Source organism: Aureitalea sp. L0-47, from assembly GCF_026126405.1.
Classification (GTDB): Bacteria; Bacteroidota; Bacteroidia; order Flavobacteriales; family Flavobacteriaceae; genus Pukyongia.
Genome location: NZ_JAFMTQ010000001.1, coordinates 604,993 through 618,178 on the forward strand (window position 1 = coordinate 604,993; position 13,186 = coordinate 618,178).

A 13,186-nucleotide genomic window follows, 5' to 3' on the forward strand; every position below is an offset into this window, starting at 1 on the left:
CTAATTTTGAGGAGAAGCCACCCCTAAAGGGTGGTTTTATATTATAAAAAAAGCCTTCGCATATGCGAAGGCTTTTTCCTTGATATATTATTTGGCTTACATCATTCCAGGCATTCCACCGCCACCCATTGGAGGCATTGGAGGAGTGTCTTCCTTGATATCTACCAACGCACATTCCGTAGTAAGTATCATTCCTGCCACAGAAGCTGCGTTCTCCAGTGCGACACGGGTTACTTTCTTAGGATCGATGATCCCTTCTTTCATAAGGTCCACGTATTTATCGTTCTTGGCATCATACCCAAAGTGTTTTTTACCTTCAAGTACTTTGTTAACTACAACAGAACCTTCACCTCCGGCATTCTCAACGATGGTACGGAGTGGAGATTCGATGGCTCTGGCAACGATCTGGATACCTGTAGTTTCATCCATGGAATCAGTTACGATCTTCTCAAGAACTGCCTTCGCCCGAACGAGGGCAACACCGCCACCGGCAACAATTCCTTCTTCCACAGCTGCTCGAGTTGCGTGAAGGGCATCATCCACACGGTCTTTCTTTTCTTTCATCTCAACCTCACTGGCCGCACCAACATATAGTACCGCCACACCACCAGCTAATTTTGCAAGTCGCTCTTGTAGCTTCTCACGGTCGTAATCGGAAGTTGTGGTATCGATCTGAGCTTTTATTTGTCCTACTCTTGCCTGGATATCACCTTTTTTACCGGCTCCGTTCACAATAGTAGTATTATCCTTGTCGATGGTGATAGTTTCCGCAGAACCAAGCATTTCGACAGTCGCGTTTTCAAGGGTGAAACCTCTCTCCTCAGAGATTACGGTTCCCCCTGTAAGAATGGCAATGTCTTCCAGCATTGCTTTTCTACGGTCACCGAATCCGGGAGCCTTTACTGCAGCAATTTTAAGCGAACCGCGTAATTTGTTAACCACTAAGGTTGCAAGCGCTTCACCGTCTACGTCTTCAGCAATGATAAGAAGCGATTTTCCCTGTTGTGCAACGGGTTCAAGAACAGGAAGTAAGTCCTTCATAGAAGAGATCTTCTTGTCGTAAAGAAGGATCATTGGGTTCTCCAGATCGGTGAGCATTTTCTCACTATCTGTTACGAAGTAAGGCGAAAGGTAACCTCGGTCGAACTGCATTCCTTCCACTACGTCAACGTAAGTGTCTGTACCCTTGGCTTCTTCAACAGTGATCACACCTTCTTTTCCAACTTTTTGGAAAGCCTTTGCAATAAGGTCACCGATCTGCTCATCGTTATTCGAAGAGATCGCGGCTACCTGCTTTATTTTGTCGGTAGAACTTCCCACTTTACTGGACTGCTTGTCAAGATCTTCTGTAATTGCAGCCACAGCTTTATCGATGCCGCGTTTTAAGTCCATCGGATTGGCTCCGGCAGCAACGTTTTTAAGCCCTTCTTTTACGATAGCCTGGGCTAACACGGTTGCGGTTGTGGTTCCGTCACCTGCGAGATCGTTGGTTTTGGAAGCAACTTCTTTTACCATTTGCGCTCCCATGTTTTCCAATCCGTCCTCCAGTTCGATCTCCTTGGCCACCGTGACACCGTCTTTTGTTACTTGTGGAGCACCGAAAGATTTACTGATGATCACATTACGACCCTTAGGTCCTAAAGTTACTTTTACTGCGTTTGCCAATGCATCCACGCCGCGTTTAATACTGTCCCGCGCTTCAACATCAAATTTTATATCTTTTGCCATAATTTTTTCTTTTGAATTTTACTCTTTGATTATTTCAGAATTCATTAAATGATCGCCAGGATATCGTCCTCGCGCATGATGAGATAGTCTTTCCCGTCAAATTTCAATTCACTCCCTGAATATTTTCCATAGAGCACCACGTCTCCAACTTTAACAGTCATGTCGTGATCTTTCTTGCCTTTTCCAACAGCCACAACTTTTCCTTGCTGTGGTTTTTCTTTAGCAGAATCGGGAATATAGATACCGGAAGCTGTCTTGGTTTCGGCCTCCTGTGGCTCTACCAAAACCCTGTCTGATAGTGGTTGAATTTTTAAAGCCATTTTGTAAGTGTTTTATATGGTTAATTACTATTCGATTTTGTAGTCTCTCTCCGTTATCCAGAAACTGTGCCAACGGGTAAAAACTGACATATTTGAAATAAAAAATGCCAGCTTCTGACAAGCTGACATTTTAATATTGTTATATCAATGTGATTCGATTACTCAATAGGTGTCTCTCCTTCTGTACCACCGTCTGTTGAACCGTCAACGGCTCCAGGATCTGGTAAGGTTGTTTCAATTCCCTCGGTATCGATAACATCAGCTTCAGTGCCACCTGATCCTCCAAGAATTGATATACTGGAAAGTAAAATTAGGGCGATCATTATGATGGCCAGTGTCCATGTACTCTTGTCCAAAAAGTCCGTGGTTTTCTTAACCCCTCCAAGTTGCTGTGTTCCGCCACCACCGAAAGAAGATGATAATCCTCCTCCTTTTGGGTTCTGAACCATTATTACCACTACCAGTAAGAAGGCCACGAAAATAATGAGTATTAAAAATATTGTAAACGTGCTCATGAGTCCTCTGTATTAATCAATTTTTTTATCGCGCGAATTTGGTCTGCAAAGAAACCACTTTTTTCGGGATATTTCAAAATTAAAATGTTATAAGCCTGAATGGCTTTTTTATAGTTTTTTTGCTGAACATATACGCGTGCAAGTGTCTCTGTCATAAGGCTTTCCGAAGCCCTGGTATATGGTTTTGCAAGATTCTTATTCTTGCCCTTGGTCACCGTTGGGTCGATCTTCGGACTGCCCTGGATGAACTTGTCGATCAGTTCGAACTTCCGCGCTTTGCTGTCCTCCTTTGTATTTTTCGTGTCGTACTTCCTTTCTATCGGAGCCGCCTTGGTAAGCTTTAGCCACTCACTGAATGAGTGTGAGTCCTCTTTGTTGAATTCGAGAGGCTTGTCTACTTCCAGTACATCCTCTTCCACTTCAGTGATGATCTCTTCTGCTTCAGGAATGATCTCTTCCGTTTCTGCTTCTGATGTTTCGGGTTTGGCTTCGATTTCTTCAGCTTCAGGCGCAGTTGGGTCTTCCACCAGGTTCTCTACGGAAGCGAGTTTTCTTTCGAACAAGTCCGGATTTAGTATGGCTTCGGCTTTCTTGAGTTCCGACTTCAACTGTCGGTCGATCTCAAGGCTCACCTGTTCCGAAATGTTTTCAGAATGAACCACGATCTCCTTCACACTGGGGTCGTGCTCCTTGATGCGGTTCGAAATTTCATTCTGAACAAACTCTTCAGAAGTAATATATTCGAACAAAATATTCCTGTCGGAAGTATATGCGGCTGTCTTCCGAAGGGCGTCGTTATATCGATAACTCTCGCTGTTTTTCAACACTTTTAACTGCAGCGCTCGCGCACTCTGAAAATACGGATATGCCTGTATCACCCCTTCCAGCTCACGAAGATGATGATCCCCAATTTGCTGTGGATTGTCCAGCAGGTATGTATAAGTTTCCGTATTCAAAATATTACCAGTTAGCCAGGGAGGCATTAAACACATCCTGGGTGATCCTTTCGAAAATAACGGCCAGCGCGTCGTCCAGCCTGGAGCCGGTTAACTGTGTGCTCCCCGTATAATCGAAATAGAATGAAAAGCGCTGTTCAAAATCTTTTTCGGGTTCTTTTACATTGATGAACCGTACGTTCACGGCAACCGTAAGCCGGTTCTCTGCAGCTGTACTCTGAGAAGTAGCTGTTATCGGGGCTACATAGAACTGAACGATCTCACCTTCGTATACCAGGTCGCCATTATTGTTTACAAGGTCCAGGCTAGTCTGGTTCAGAATGAGATCCTGCAGTAAAATTGTAAAATCCCTCGCCACACCGGGTTCTACCAGGGGGGCGTTGTTCTGAAAGTTATTCACCTGGAAGGATTTGGCGCTGCCGATATCAGCCCCGGTAAATGAATATTGCACACTGCAACCCTGCATTATCAGGGCTGAAATAAGGAGTACAAGTATGCGGGTGGCATTCATTCTTTTAGGTCCTATTAATTAACCGTGAACTTACAAATTATATTGTTTGATCTTACGGTAAAGTGTTCGTTCTGAAATTCCCAATTCGTCGGCGGCATCTTTTCGTTTCCCGCCGTATTTCTCCAGTGATTTCTTGATCAATTCCAGTTCTTTATCCTGCAACGACAGGTTTTCTTCTTCCTCGATCTCCTCTGCAAAATCGTAGTTTGCCTTGCTGCCTTCAGAAACTTTTTCCGGAATACTAAGCACTTCCACATCCTGACTCTCAGGTTCATCCTCAACAAAAGTAGACAGGGTTTCCTCTGCCTGTTTGTCTTCAGAATAGATCTTATCGATAAGCGTTGAATGTTCTTCCTTCACCTGGGAGGTATTGCTGGCATTCATTAGCTCCATGGTGAGTTTCTTGAGGTCGTTTACGTCCTGTTTCATATCGAAAAGGATCTTGTAAAGGATCTCCCGCTCACTGCTGAAATCACTTTCCTTCTTCTTGCTTTCGATCACTGCCGGCAGGTTGCTGCCCATGTCCGGCAGATAGCCTTTAAGCGTGTTGTAGGAGATATTTCTTTCCTGTTCCAATACGGAGATCTGCTCGGCCACGTTGCGTAACTGACGGATGTTCCCACTCCAGCGATATTGTAATAACAGGCTTACAGCATCGTCCTGTAAACGTACTGTTGGCATTTTGTATTTCTGGGCGAAATCGGAAGCAAACTTCCTGAACAAAAGGTGAATGTCCTCGTGTCGTTCCCGAAGAGGTGGCAGGTGAATATCTACCGTGCTCAATCGGTAATACAGATCTTCCCTGAACTTTCCTTTTTCTATGGCCTCAACCATCTTAATGTTGGTTGCTGCCACAATACGAACATCGGTTTTTTGTGATTTTGAAGACCCCACTTTCAGGAATTCCCCGTTTTCCAGAATTCTGAGTAGTCTTACCTGGGTAGGGAGGGGGAGTTCACCCACTTCATCCAGAAAGATGGTACCGCCGTCGGCTACTTCAAAATAACCCGATCGGGTAGAGGTTGCACCGGTAAATGCTCCTTTTTCGTGCCCGAAGAGTTCACTGTCTATGGTTCCTTCCGGTATCGCACCACAATTCACGGCTATATATTTCCCGTGTTTACGGTGAGACAGGGCGTGTATGATCTTTGGAATACTTTCCTTACCCACACCGCTTTCCCCGGTAACTAGCACCGAAATATCGGTAGGGGCTACCTGGATCGCCTTTTCTATGGCACGATTGAGCTTAGGGTCGTTCCCTATAATTCCAAATCGCTGTTTTATTGCTTGTATGCTTTCCATAATTTATTCTGAATAACCTACTGCTTCTCCAATTAGTGTAGCACTGGTACAATCCTCAACTTTCACCATCACAAGGTCACCTACTTTGTATTCGCCCTTCGGAAATACGGCCACTGTATTATATTGGGTCCGTCCGCTCCAGTGCTGGTCACTTTTTTTCGATTCCTTCTCGATCAACACTTCCAGGGTTCTCCCAAGGAATTGTTTCGTTCTGTAAGCGCTGTGTTTCCGCTGCAGATTGATGATATCGGTAAGTCTTCTCTTCTTGACCTCCATAGGCACATCATCTTCCAGCTTTCGTTCGGCGAGCGTTCCGGGCCTTTCAGAATACACAAACATAAATCCGAAATCGTACTTCACGTATTCCATCAAGGACAGAGTATCCTGGTGGTCTTCCTCCGTTTCGGTTGGGAAACCGGCGATCAGGTCTTGAGAGATAGCACAGTCTGGGATGATCTCCCAGATCTTATCGATCAGCTGCATATATTCTTCGCGTGTGTGCTGTCGGTTCATTTCTTTCAGGATGCGCGTACTTCCGCTCTGTACCGGCAGGTGGATATAGTTACAGATATTTTTATGCTTCGCCATGCTGTGAAGCACGTCTTCCGTCATATCTTGTGGGTTACTGGTTGAGAAGCGAATTCGCATCCCGGGTTGAGCCGTTGCCACCATGTCGAGTAGTTGCGCAAAGTTGGTAGCTGTGGCCTTTTGTATTTCCGAAGCATTCTTAAAATCCTTCTTCAATCCACCACCATACCATAAATAGCTATCTACATTCTGTCCGAGTAGGGTTATTTCCTTGTATCCTTTTTCGGCAAGGTCATTTACTTCTTCCAAAATACTTTGAGGATCACGGCTTCTTTCTCTACCGCGGGTAAACGGTACTACACAGAAGGTACACATATTGTCACATCCGCGGGTAATACTCACAAATGCCGTAACACCGTTTCCACCCAGGCGTACCGGGGCAATATCGCCATAGGTCTCATCTTTTGAGAGGATAACGTTCACCGCATCTCTTCCTTCTTCCACTTCCTGGAGTAAGTTCGGAAGGTCTTTGTAGGCGTCCGGACCTACAACCATATCGACGATCTTCTCTTCTTCGAGGAATTTACTTTTCAGGCGTTCGGCCATACAGCCAAGAACACCCACCTTCATCCCGGGGTTGATCTTTTTTACGGCGTTGTACTTCTCAAGGCGTTTTCGAACCGTCTGTTCTGCCTTCTCACGGATGGAGCAAGTGTTTACAAGCACAAGGTCGGCCTCTTCCAGTATATTAGTGGTGTTGTACCCCTGCTTTGCAAGGATGGACGCCACGATCTCGCTGTCGCTGAAATTCATCTGACAGCCATAGCTCTCGATGAATAATTTGCGATCATTGCCTTCCTTAGCGTCCAGAATGAGGGCTTCACCCTGCTTATTTTCGTCGATTATCTTTTCTTCCATATCCGTTTGGATCCCTTGCTATTTAATAGATCAATGAACGTGCAAAGATACGATTTAATTCAAACTTATGTCAAAATGGCAGGTTACTTTTTTGTACTTTTATCGACATATAGCAAACAACCTTACCTATGGAACATCCTATATTTCAGAAAATTGAAGACTCGAAAAAGGTGGATTTCGGGGATATGCTCACGTTTAGTTATAATCTGTTTTTAAAGATATGGAAGCAAGGAGCGATGCACACCCTGGTTATCATGATCTTCGTGATCCCTTTTATCATATTGGTCTATACGCCAATTTTATTCATGGTATATACTACAGACCGCTATTACGACCCATATTATTACGATTACGGCCCGGAGTACCCCTTCGGATTTGATAGTCCGATATTCTTTATCGGTTGGTTACTGCTTGTCTTTGTGCTCATTTTCGTGATGCAGTCGGTCGCTCTTGGGGTCAATGCACACTTTTATAAAGTATGTCGAATTGTGGATATGGAAACCGGCGAAGAGGAGGGAGGCTACTTCGATTTCTTTAAGAATGGCGGTTTTATGAAAATATTCGTGCTGTCGCTTGCTACCTTCGGAATTGCCGTGGCCGCAGCATTATTATGTTATCTACCTATTTTCTATGTCATGGTACCCTTGCAGTTGATAGTTCCAATTTTCGCCTTCAATCCGAAACTATCCGTTAATGAAATTATCAAGGCGGCCTTTAAGTTGGGGCATAAGCATTGGATCTATGTTTTTGGTTTGGCATTAATAGCCGGTAATGTTGCTCAGTTAGGTATCCTGGCCTGTTTCGTGGGGATAATATTTACGGCTTGCATTACCTACTTACCTATATATTATTTCTACAAGCATACCATTGGTTTCGATACTCCCAAGGCGATAGAAGCATAGGTCTGTTTTTGAATTTAGCACTGGACTCTTTATCTTCGGCCATCGATAGATTGTCGAAGATAAATACTATGCTATGAAAAAAGAATACTTCCCTTCGGTTGTACGACCGGTCTTAACCTTTGTCTTACTATTAACCTTAATAGGGTCAATACATGCCCAGCACACCTTCTCCATTGTTGCAGTTGATCCTGTAACCGGAGAGATAGGGAGTGCCGGAGCTACCTGCCTGGATATTGACGATCTCAACGGCGAAGAAGGCGCCCTGGTGATCAGTGATATCATTTTAGGTATTGGTGCCATACACACCCAGGCTTTCTGGCATCCTGTGAACCAGGCTGCTGCCCGTGATCGCATGTTGGCTGGCGATTCACCTCAGGAAATTTTAGACTGGTTATTCACCAACGATCCTGCTCCGGGTACCAACCAGGACAGGCAATACGGAATTGTAGACCTCATAGGCGGACCGGGTGGTACGCCGAGGTCGGCCGCTTTCACAGGGACCAATAATTCCAGTGTAGCCTACCAGGTGGTCGGTTCTAATTATGCCATCCAGGGAAATATACTTATCTCTCAGGATGTGATAGACGATATGGAAACCGAATTCCTGAATGCCACCGGTACACTTGCCAACAAGCTAATGGCGGCCATGCAGGGAGCGAAACGAATAGGAGCAGATAATCGTTGTACCTCGAACCAAACCAGTTCTAAGTCGGCATTCCTTCGAGTGGCAAAGGTGAGTGACCTGTATTCAAACTACGGTCATCTTACTGTTGATCTTAACGTGAGTAAAACCATGGTAGCCGAAGATCCCATAGATGTGCTTCAGAATACTTATGATTTCTACCTGGCAAACCCGGGTACTACTTGCACCACTACAATATCGACCTATCCGTACGAAGAAAGTTTTGAAAGCGGACTCGGACTTTGGGAACAAAATGATATTGACTTATCCCACATCGGTAATACCGACTTTGATTGGACAGAGAATTCGGGTACTACGGCTACAAACAATACCGGGCCTACAGCCGCTTCAGATGGTATGACTTATCTGTATACGGAAGCTTCCGGTGCGAACCAGGGATTCCCTACGAAAAGAGCCGTGCTTAACAGTCCGTGTTTTGATCTTTCAGGTTTGACAGAAGCTTATTTTGAATTCGATTATCACATGTTTGGATCCAATGTTGGCAACCTGGCTGTTCGCGTGAACGACGGAACCGGATGGAATACGGTTTGGTTACTCGAAGGAAATCAGGGCGACAGCTGGAATGTGGCTTCTATCGATCTTGTTGACTATTTGGGTGAATCCATTCAGTTACGTGTGGACAGCACTACAGGCCTGGGTGAGCGCAGCGATGTAGCTTTTGATAATGTTCGTGTGGTACTTGATCCACTATCGATCTCGGACGTTGATCGCAATGCAGTTTCACTGGTTCCAAATCCTGCAGAAGACCTGGTTGCTATTCAACTTCAGAATATGAATTTATTAGAAGTTGAGCTATTTGATGTACATGGTAGAATGATTCTTTCTGAAACAACCATCAATGAGAGCAGCTATACCCTGGATGTGTCTTTTTTAAGCTCCGGACTCTATTTCACCTCCCTCAAAACCACTAATGGAACTGTAGTAAAACGCCTTATTAAACAGTAGCTTAAAACAGCCTTATAGAAACAAATTTTTGCAGTCTACCTGAGCTTGATTGCCTGTTAAAGGGAGGCTAAAAAAAGGGGCTGAAATTTTGTAATAAAAAAATTCGCCTACTTTTGTAAACCAAAATTGCACCCCATGGCAAAGAATTTAGTGATTGTTGAGTCCCCCGCGAAAGCCAAAACCATCGAGAAATTTTTAGGTAAAGATTTTAAGGTAACATCGAGTTTTGGTCATATCGCAGATCTCCCCTCAAAAGAGTTGGGAGTAGATGTTGATGGGGATTTCAAACCTAAATATATAGTCTCTCCCGATAAGAAGTCGCTGGTAAAAGATCTAAAGGCTTTGGCGAAGAAGGCCGATATCATTTGGCTGGCAAGTGACGAGGACCGGGAAGGAGAAGCCATTGCGTGGCATTTGGCGGAAGAACTGGATCTTAACGAGGAGAACACCAAAAGGATCGTTTTCCATGAGATCACGAAATCTGCTATTTTAAAGGCAATTGAGAATCCGCGTAAGATCGATTACAACCTGGTGAACGCTCAGCAGGCGAGAAGAATACTGGACAGATTGGTAGGGTACGAATTATCGCCGGTATTATGGAGAAAAGTAAAGGGCGGATTATCGGCAGGGCGTGTTCAGAGTGTGGCGGTTCGTTTGATCGTGGAACGAGAGCGCGAGATCGAGTCGTTTGTTCCAAAAGCGTCTTACAGGATCGATGCTGAGTTTATCACTTCGAATGGTAGTAAATTCAAAGCAAAGCTTCCGAAGAATTTCGAAACGGAAGAAGCCGCCAGGGAATTCCTTCAGAAGAACATCAATGCTACTTATTCGGTGGCAGACCTGGTTAAAAAACCAGCAAAGAAATCTCCTGCACCACCATTTACCACTTCTACACTTCAGCAGGAAGCTTCAAGAAAATTATATTTTTCAGTAGGAAAAACAATGACGATCGCCCAGCGCTTATATGAGGCGGGACTCATTACCTACATGCGTACCGATAGTGTGAACTTGTCGCAGGAAGCAAGAAATGCGGCCCAGGAAGCCATTGAACACTCGTTCGGAAGTGAATACAGTAATCCGCGTAACTATAAAGGTAAATCCAAAGGTGCCCAGGAAGCGCACGAAGCGATAAGGCCAACTGATATGTCCCGACCATCCATAGACGGTGATCGCGACCAGATGCGATTGTACGACCTGATCTGGAAACGAACCATTGCATCCCAGATGAGCGATGCACAGTTGGAGCGCACCAATGTAAAGATCGGGATTCAATCTTCAAAGCCCGTTTCCGAACAATTTGCCGCGAATGGGGAAATGATAAAATTTGACGGTTTTCTGAAAGTGTACCTTGAAGGAACCGATCTGGAAGATGAGGAGCAGGACGGAATGCTACCGAAACTGGTGGTAGGCGATCCCCTTACGAACCAATACATCACGGCTACACAACGCTATACAAGACCTGCCTACCGCTTTACGGAAGCTTCACTGGTGAAGCAGCTTGAGGAGTTGGGCATTGGTCGTCCATCTACCTATGCACCTACGATCTCGACCATTATCAGCAGGAATTATGTTGAAAAAGGAACGGTAGAGGGTGTGGAACGAAAGTATTTACAGCTCACGCTGGAGAATGAAACAATAAAAGATAAAACCTTAAAGGAAACCGTTGGAAGTGATAAGGGGAAACTGGTTCCAACAGACATAGGAATGATCGTGAACGATTTCCTTGTGGATCATTTCGGATATATTCTGGATTATAACTTCACGGCAAAAGTAGAGGCAGACTTCGATGATATAGCCGATGGCAAGGAGGAGTGGACGGAGATGATGAGGGAGTTCTATGAGAAATTCCATCCAAACGTTGAGGATGTTCAGGAGAATGCTGAGCGCGAAAGTGGAGAGCGTATACTTGGTGAGGATCCGGAGACGGGTAAAACCATACTTGTGCGTCTTGGTAAATATGGGCCTATGGCACAGATTGGTGGACCCGACGATGAGGAAAAGAAATTTGCCAGCCTTCGACCAGACCAGCAACTGCACCTTGTTACCTTTGAAGAAGTCCTTGATCTGTTCAAACTTCCGAAGACACTTGGGGTGTACGAAGGGGAAGAAATAGAAGTGAACAATGGTCGTTACGGCCCTTATGTTCGATTCGGAAAAAAATTCATCTCATTACCTAAAGGTATGGATCCCCTGGATGTGACCATGGATGATGCAAAAAGGATGATCGATGAGAAGAATAAGGCGGATGCACCTATATATATGTATGAAGGTTTACCCGTTCAGAAAGGGAAGGGGCGATTCGGACCTTTCATCAAATGGAACAATATGTTCATTAACGTGAACAAGAAGTACGATTTCGATGATCTTTCCGAAGCAGATATCATAGAGCTTATAGAACTTAAGAAGCAGAAAGAGATCGATAAGCTGGTAAACGAATGGCCGGACGAAGGTATTAGGATTGAAAAGGCCCGATGGGGAAGGTTTAACCTTATTAAAGGTAAAACCAAGGTGGAGCTTCCTAAGACTACCAAGGCCGATAAGATCACCCTGGACCAGGCTAAAGATCTATTGGAAAAGAAAGCACCCAAGAAAACTAAGCGAAAGAAGAAAACCACCACTAAGAAAAAATGATAGAATTTCTTTCTCCCATTTCTAAGCATGTTTTGGCTCATCGTGAAGTTTTACCCGATGGAGTTTTAGGAAAGCAAATAAAAATACATTCTGAAAAAGGCTCGCTGCCATCTATTGAAAAGGCGGGCTTTGCTATTTTGGGTGTACTCGAAAACCGGAATGATGTTGATTTCATGGGCAATGAGATCTCCTTCGATGCTTTCAGGAAGGCGCTTTACGGTCTGTACCCGGGAAACTGGAACCACGATATTGTGGATCTTGGAGATATTGAAAAGGGCGCCACAGTAGAAGATACCTATTTTGCCGTTCGCACAGTTGTGGAAGCCCTTCTGAAGAAAAACATCATACCTTTAGTGTTAGGAGGCAGCCAGGATGTAGCTTATGCCCAATACAGAGCCTACGATACCCTTGGGAATATGGTGAATATGGTGAACGTGGACACAAATTTCGACCTGGGTGATGCCGAAAAGCCAATCTCGAACAAGTCGTATGTAGGTAAAGTTATCGTTGATAAGCCGTATAATCTATTTAATTACAGTTCTTTAGGTTATCAGTCGTACTATAATGCTCCTGCGGAGATCGGGTTGATGGAGAAATTGTATTTCGATGCATACCGACTGGGAGAAGTGACGGCCGATATTACCGTTGTGGAGCCGATTATGCGTGACGCAGATATTGTGATGGTGGATGTTTCTGCAATAAAAAGTTCCGAATTGAGTTATAAGAACAACAAGAGCCCCAATGGTTTCGACGGAAGGGAAATTTGCGCGATAACCCGTTATGCGGGAATCAGTAATCGGGTGAGTTCTTTCGGAGTGTATGAACTGAAAGACTACAAAGATGCCGAAAGCGGTGCAATGCTGGTGGCGCAGATGATCTGGTATTTCATTGAAGGAGTTAATTTCCGAATTGCGGATGAAGATTTCAGCAATGACAATGAATATACTACATACAAGGTCCCGATAGACGACGAGGTGCTGGTGTTCAAAAAGAGCATTAAGACCGGACGTTGGTGGATAGAATTACCATTTATTTCGAATGTTAATAATAAATTAAAAAGAAGAACGTTATTACCTTGCACTTATGGCGAATATTTGAGTGCAACGAACCAGGAAATTCCTGAACGGTGGTATAAAGCCCGCCGAAAGAATGAGGTATAATCCAACAAACTAAGTAAAACTGGGTTCTCGGGTTTTTTTAAGAAAATTGTTGTTTTTTTAAAATTTT

11 protein-coding genes are annotated in these 13,186 nt (G+C 44.4%); 4 read left to right on the forward strand and 7 right to left on the reverse strand.

Annotation, left to right across the window (positions count from 1 at the left end; translation table 11 throughout):
- Positions 1-96: 96 nt before the first annotated feature.
- The 7 genes from groL to miaB form a co-directional block, all read right to left on the reverse strand.
- Positions 97-1,728 carry a chaperonin GroEL gene (groL, locus tag J1N09_RS02670; RefSeq protein WP_265197930.1) on the reverse strand — a complete coding sequence of 544 codons (1,632 nt, stop codon included), beginning with the start codon at positions 1,726-1,728 and terminating at the stop codon, positions 97-99.
- Between the two features lie 44 nt (positions 1,729-1,772).
- Positions 1,773-2,048, reverse strand: coding sequence for a co-chaperone GroES (gene groES, locus J1N09_RS02675; protein ID WP_265197932.1), 276 nt, complete (start codon positions 2,046-2,048; stop codon positions 1,773-1,775).
- A gap of 158 nt (positions 2,049-2,206) precedes the next feature.
- Positions 2,207-2,563, reverse strand: a complete 357-nt coding sequence (gene secG, locus J1N09_RS02680; RefSeq protein WP_265197934.1) for a preprotein translocase subunit SecG — start codon at positions 2,561-2,563, stop codon at positions 2,207-2,209.
- Entirely contained in the window at positions 2,560-3,519 is a 960-nt protein-coding gene (locus J1N09_RS02685) for a hypothetical protein (protein ID WP_265197936.1), read from the reverse strand. The genes secG and J1N09_RS02685 overlap by 4 nt, the downstream gene beginning before the upstream one ends.
- Before the next feature lie 4 nt (positions 3,520-3,523).
- Complete coding sequence (gene lptE / locus J1N09_RS02690; protein ID WP_265197937.1) at positions 3,524-4,030, reverse strand: LPS assembly lipoprotein LptE; 507 nt, start codon at positions 4,028-4,030, stop codon at positions 3,524-3,526.
- Between the two features lie 30 nt (positions 4,031-4,060).
- Positions 4,061-5,332: a sigma-54 interaction domain-containing protein gene (locus J1N09_RS02695; protein ID WP_265197938.1), complete on the reverse strand. Its 1,272-nt coding sequence runs from the start codon at positions 5,330-5,332 to the stop codon at positions 4,061-4,063.
- Between the two features lie 3 nt (positions 5,333-5,335).
- Positions 5,336-6,778, reverse strand: coding sequence for a tRNA (N6-isopentenyl adenosine(37)-C2)-methylthiotransferase MiaB (gene miaB, locus J1N09_RS02700; protein ID WP_265197939.1), 1,443 nt, complete (start codon positions 6,776-6,778; stop codon positions 5,336-5,338).
- Between the two features lie 128 nt (positions 6,779-6,906).
- Between miaB and J1N09_RS02705 the strand changes: the two genes are divergently transcribed.
- The 4 genes from J1N09_RS02705 (at position 6,907) to J1N09_RS02720 (ending at position 13,119) form a co-directional block, all read left to right on the forward strand.
- On the forward strand, positions 6,907-7,680 hold the full coding sequence (locus tag J1N09_RS02705) for a hypothetical protein (RefSeq protein ID WP_265197940.1): 774 nt from the start codon (positions 6,907-6,909) through the stop codon (positions 7,678-7,680).
- A gap of 73 nt (positions 7,681-7,753) precedes the next feature.
- Positions 7,754-9,328, forward strand: coding sequence for a DUF1028 domain-containing protein (locus tag J1N09_RS02710; RefSeq protein WP_265197941.1), 1,575 nt, complete (start codon positions 7,754-7,756; stop codon positions 9,326-9,328).
- A 135-nt stretch (positions 9,329-9,463) separates the two neighbouring features.
- Positions 9,464-11,959, forward strand: coding sequence for a type I DNA topoisomerase (gene topA / locus J1N09_RS02715; RefSeq protein ID WP_265197942.1), 2,496 nt, complete (start codon positions 9,464-9,466; stop codon positions 11,957-11,959).
- Positions 11,956-13,119: a formimidoylglutamase gene (locus tag J1N09_RS02720; RefSeq protein ID WP_265197943.1), complete on the forward strand. Its 1,164-nt coding sequence runs from the start codon at positions 11,956-11,958 to the stop codon at positions 13,117-13,119. Before topA ends, J1N09_RS02720 begins: the two co-directional genes overlap by 4 nt.
- Positions 13,120-13,186 lie beyond the last annotated feature (67 nt).

What these genes read in the sequence shown, in the direction of transcription:
- J1N09_RS02705 (WP_265197940.1), top strand. Translation starts at nt 6,907, where the DNA reads ATGGAACATCCTATATTTCAGAAAATTGAAGACTCGAAAAAGGTGGAT.
- groES (WP_265197932.1), bottom strand. Translation starts at nt 2,048, where the DNA reads ATGGCTTTAAAAATTCAACCACTATCAGACAGGGTTTTGGTAGAGCCA.
- secG (WP_265197934.1), bottom strand. Translation starts at nt 2,563, where the DNA reads ATGAGCACGTTTACAATATTTTTAATACTCATTATTTTCGTGGCCTTC.
- J1N09_RS02710 (WP_265197941.1), top strand. Translation starts at nt 7,754, where the DNA reads ATGAAAAAAGAATACTTCCCTTCGGTTGTACGACCGGTCTTAACCTTT.
- lptE (WP_265197937.1), bottom strand. Translation starts at nt 4,030, where the DNA reads ATGAATGCCACCCGCATACTTGTACTCCTTATTTCAGCCCTGATAATG.
- groL (WP_265197930.1), bottom strand. Translation starts at nt 1,728, where the DNA reads ATGGCAAAAGATATAAAATTTGATGTTGAAGCGCGGGACAGTATTAAA.
- topA (WP_265197942.1), top strand. Translation starts at nt 9,464, where the DNA reads ATGGCAAAGAATTTAGTGATTGTTGAGTCCCCCGCGAAAGCCAAAACC.
- J1N09_RS02720 (WP_265197943.1), top strand. Translation starts at nt 11,956, where the DNA reads ATGATAGAATTTCTTTCTCCCATTTCTAAGCATGTTTTGGCTCATCGT.
- J1N09_RS02695 (WP_265197938.1), bottom strand. Translation starts at nt 5,332, where the DNA reads ATGGAAAGCATACAAGCAATAAAACAGCGATTTGGAATTATAGGGAAC.
- miaB (WP_265197939.1), bottom strand. Translation starts at nt 6,778, where the DNA reads ATGGAAGAAAAGATAATCGACGAAAATAAGCAGGGTGAAGCCCTCATT.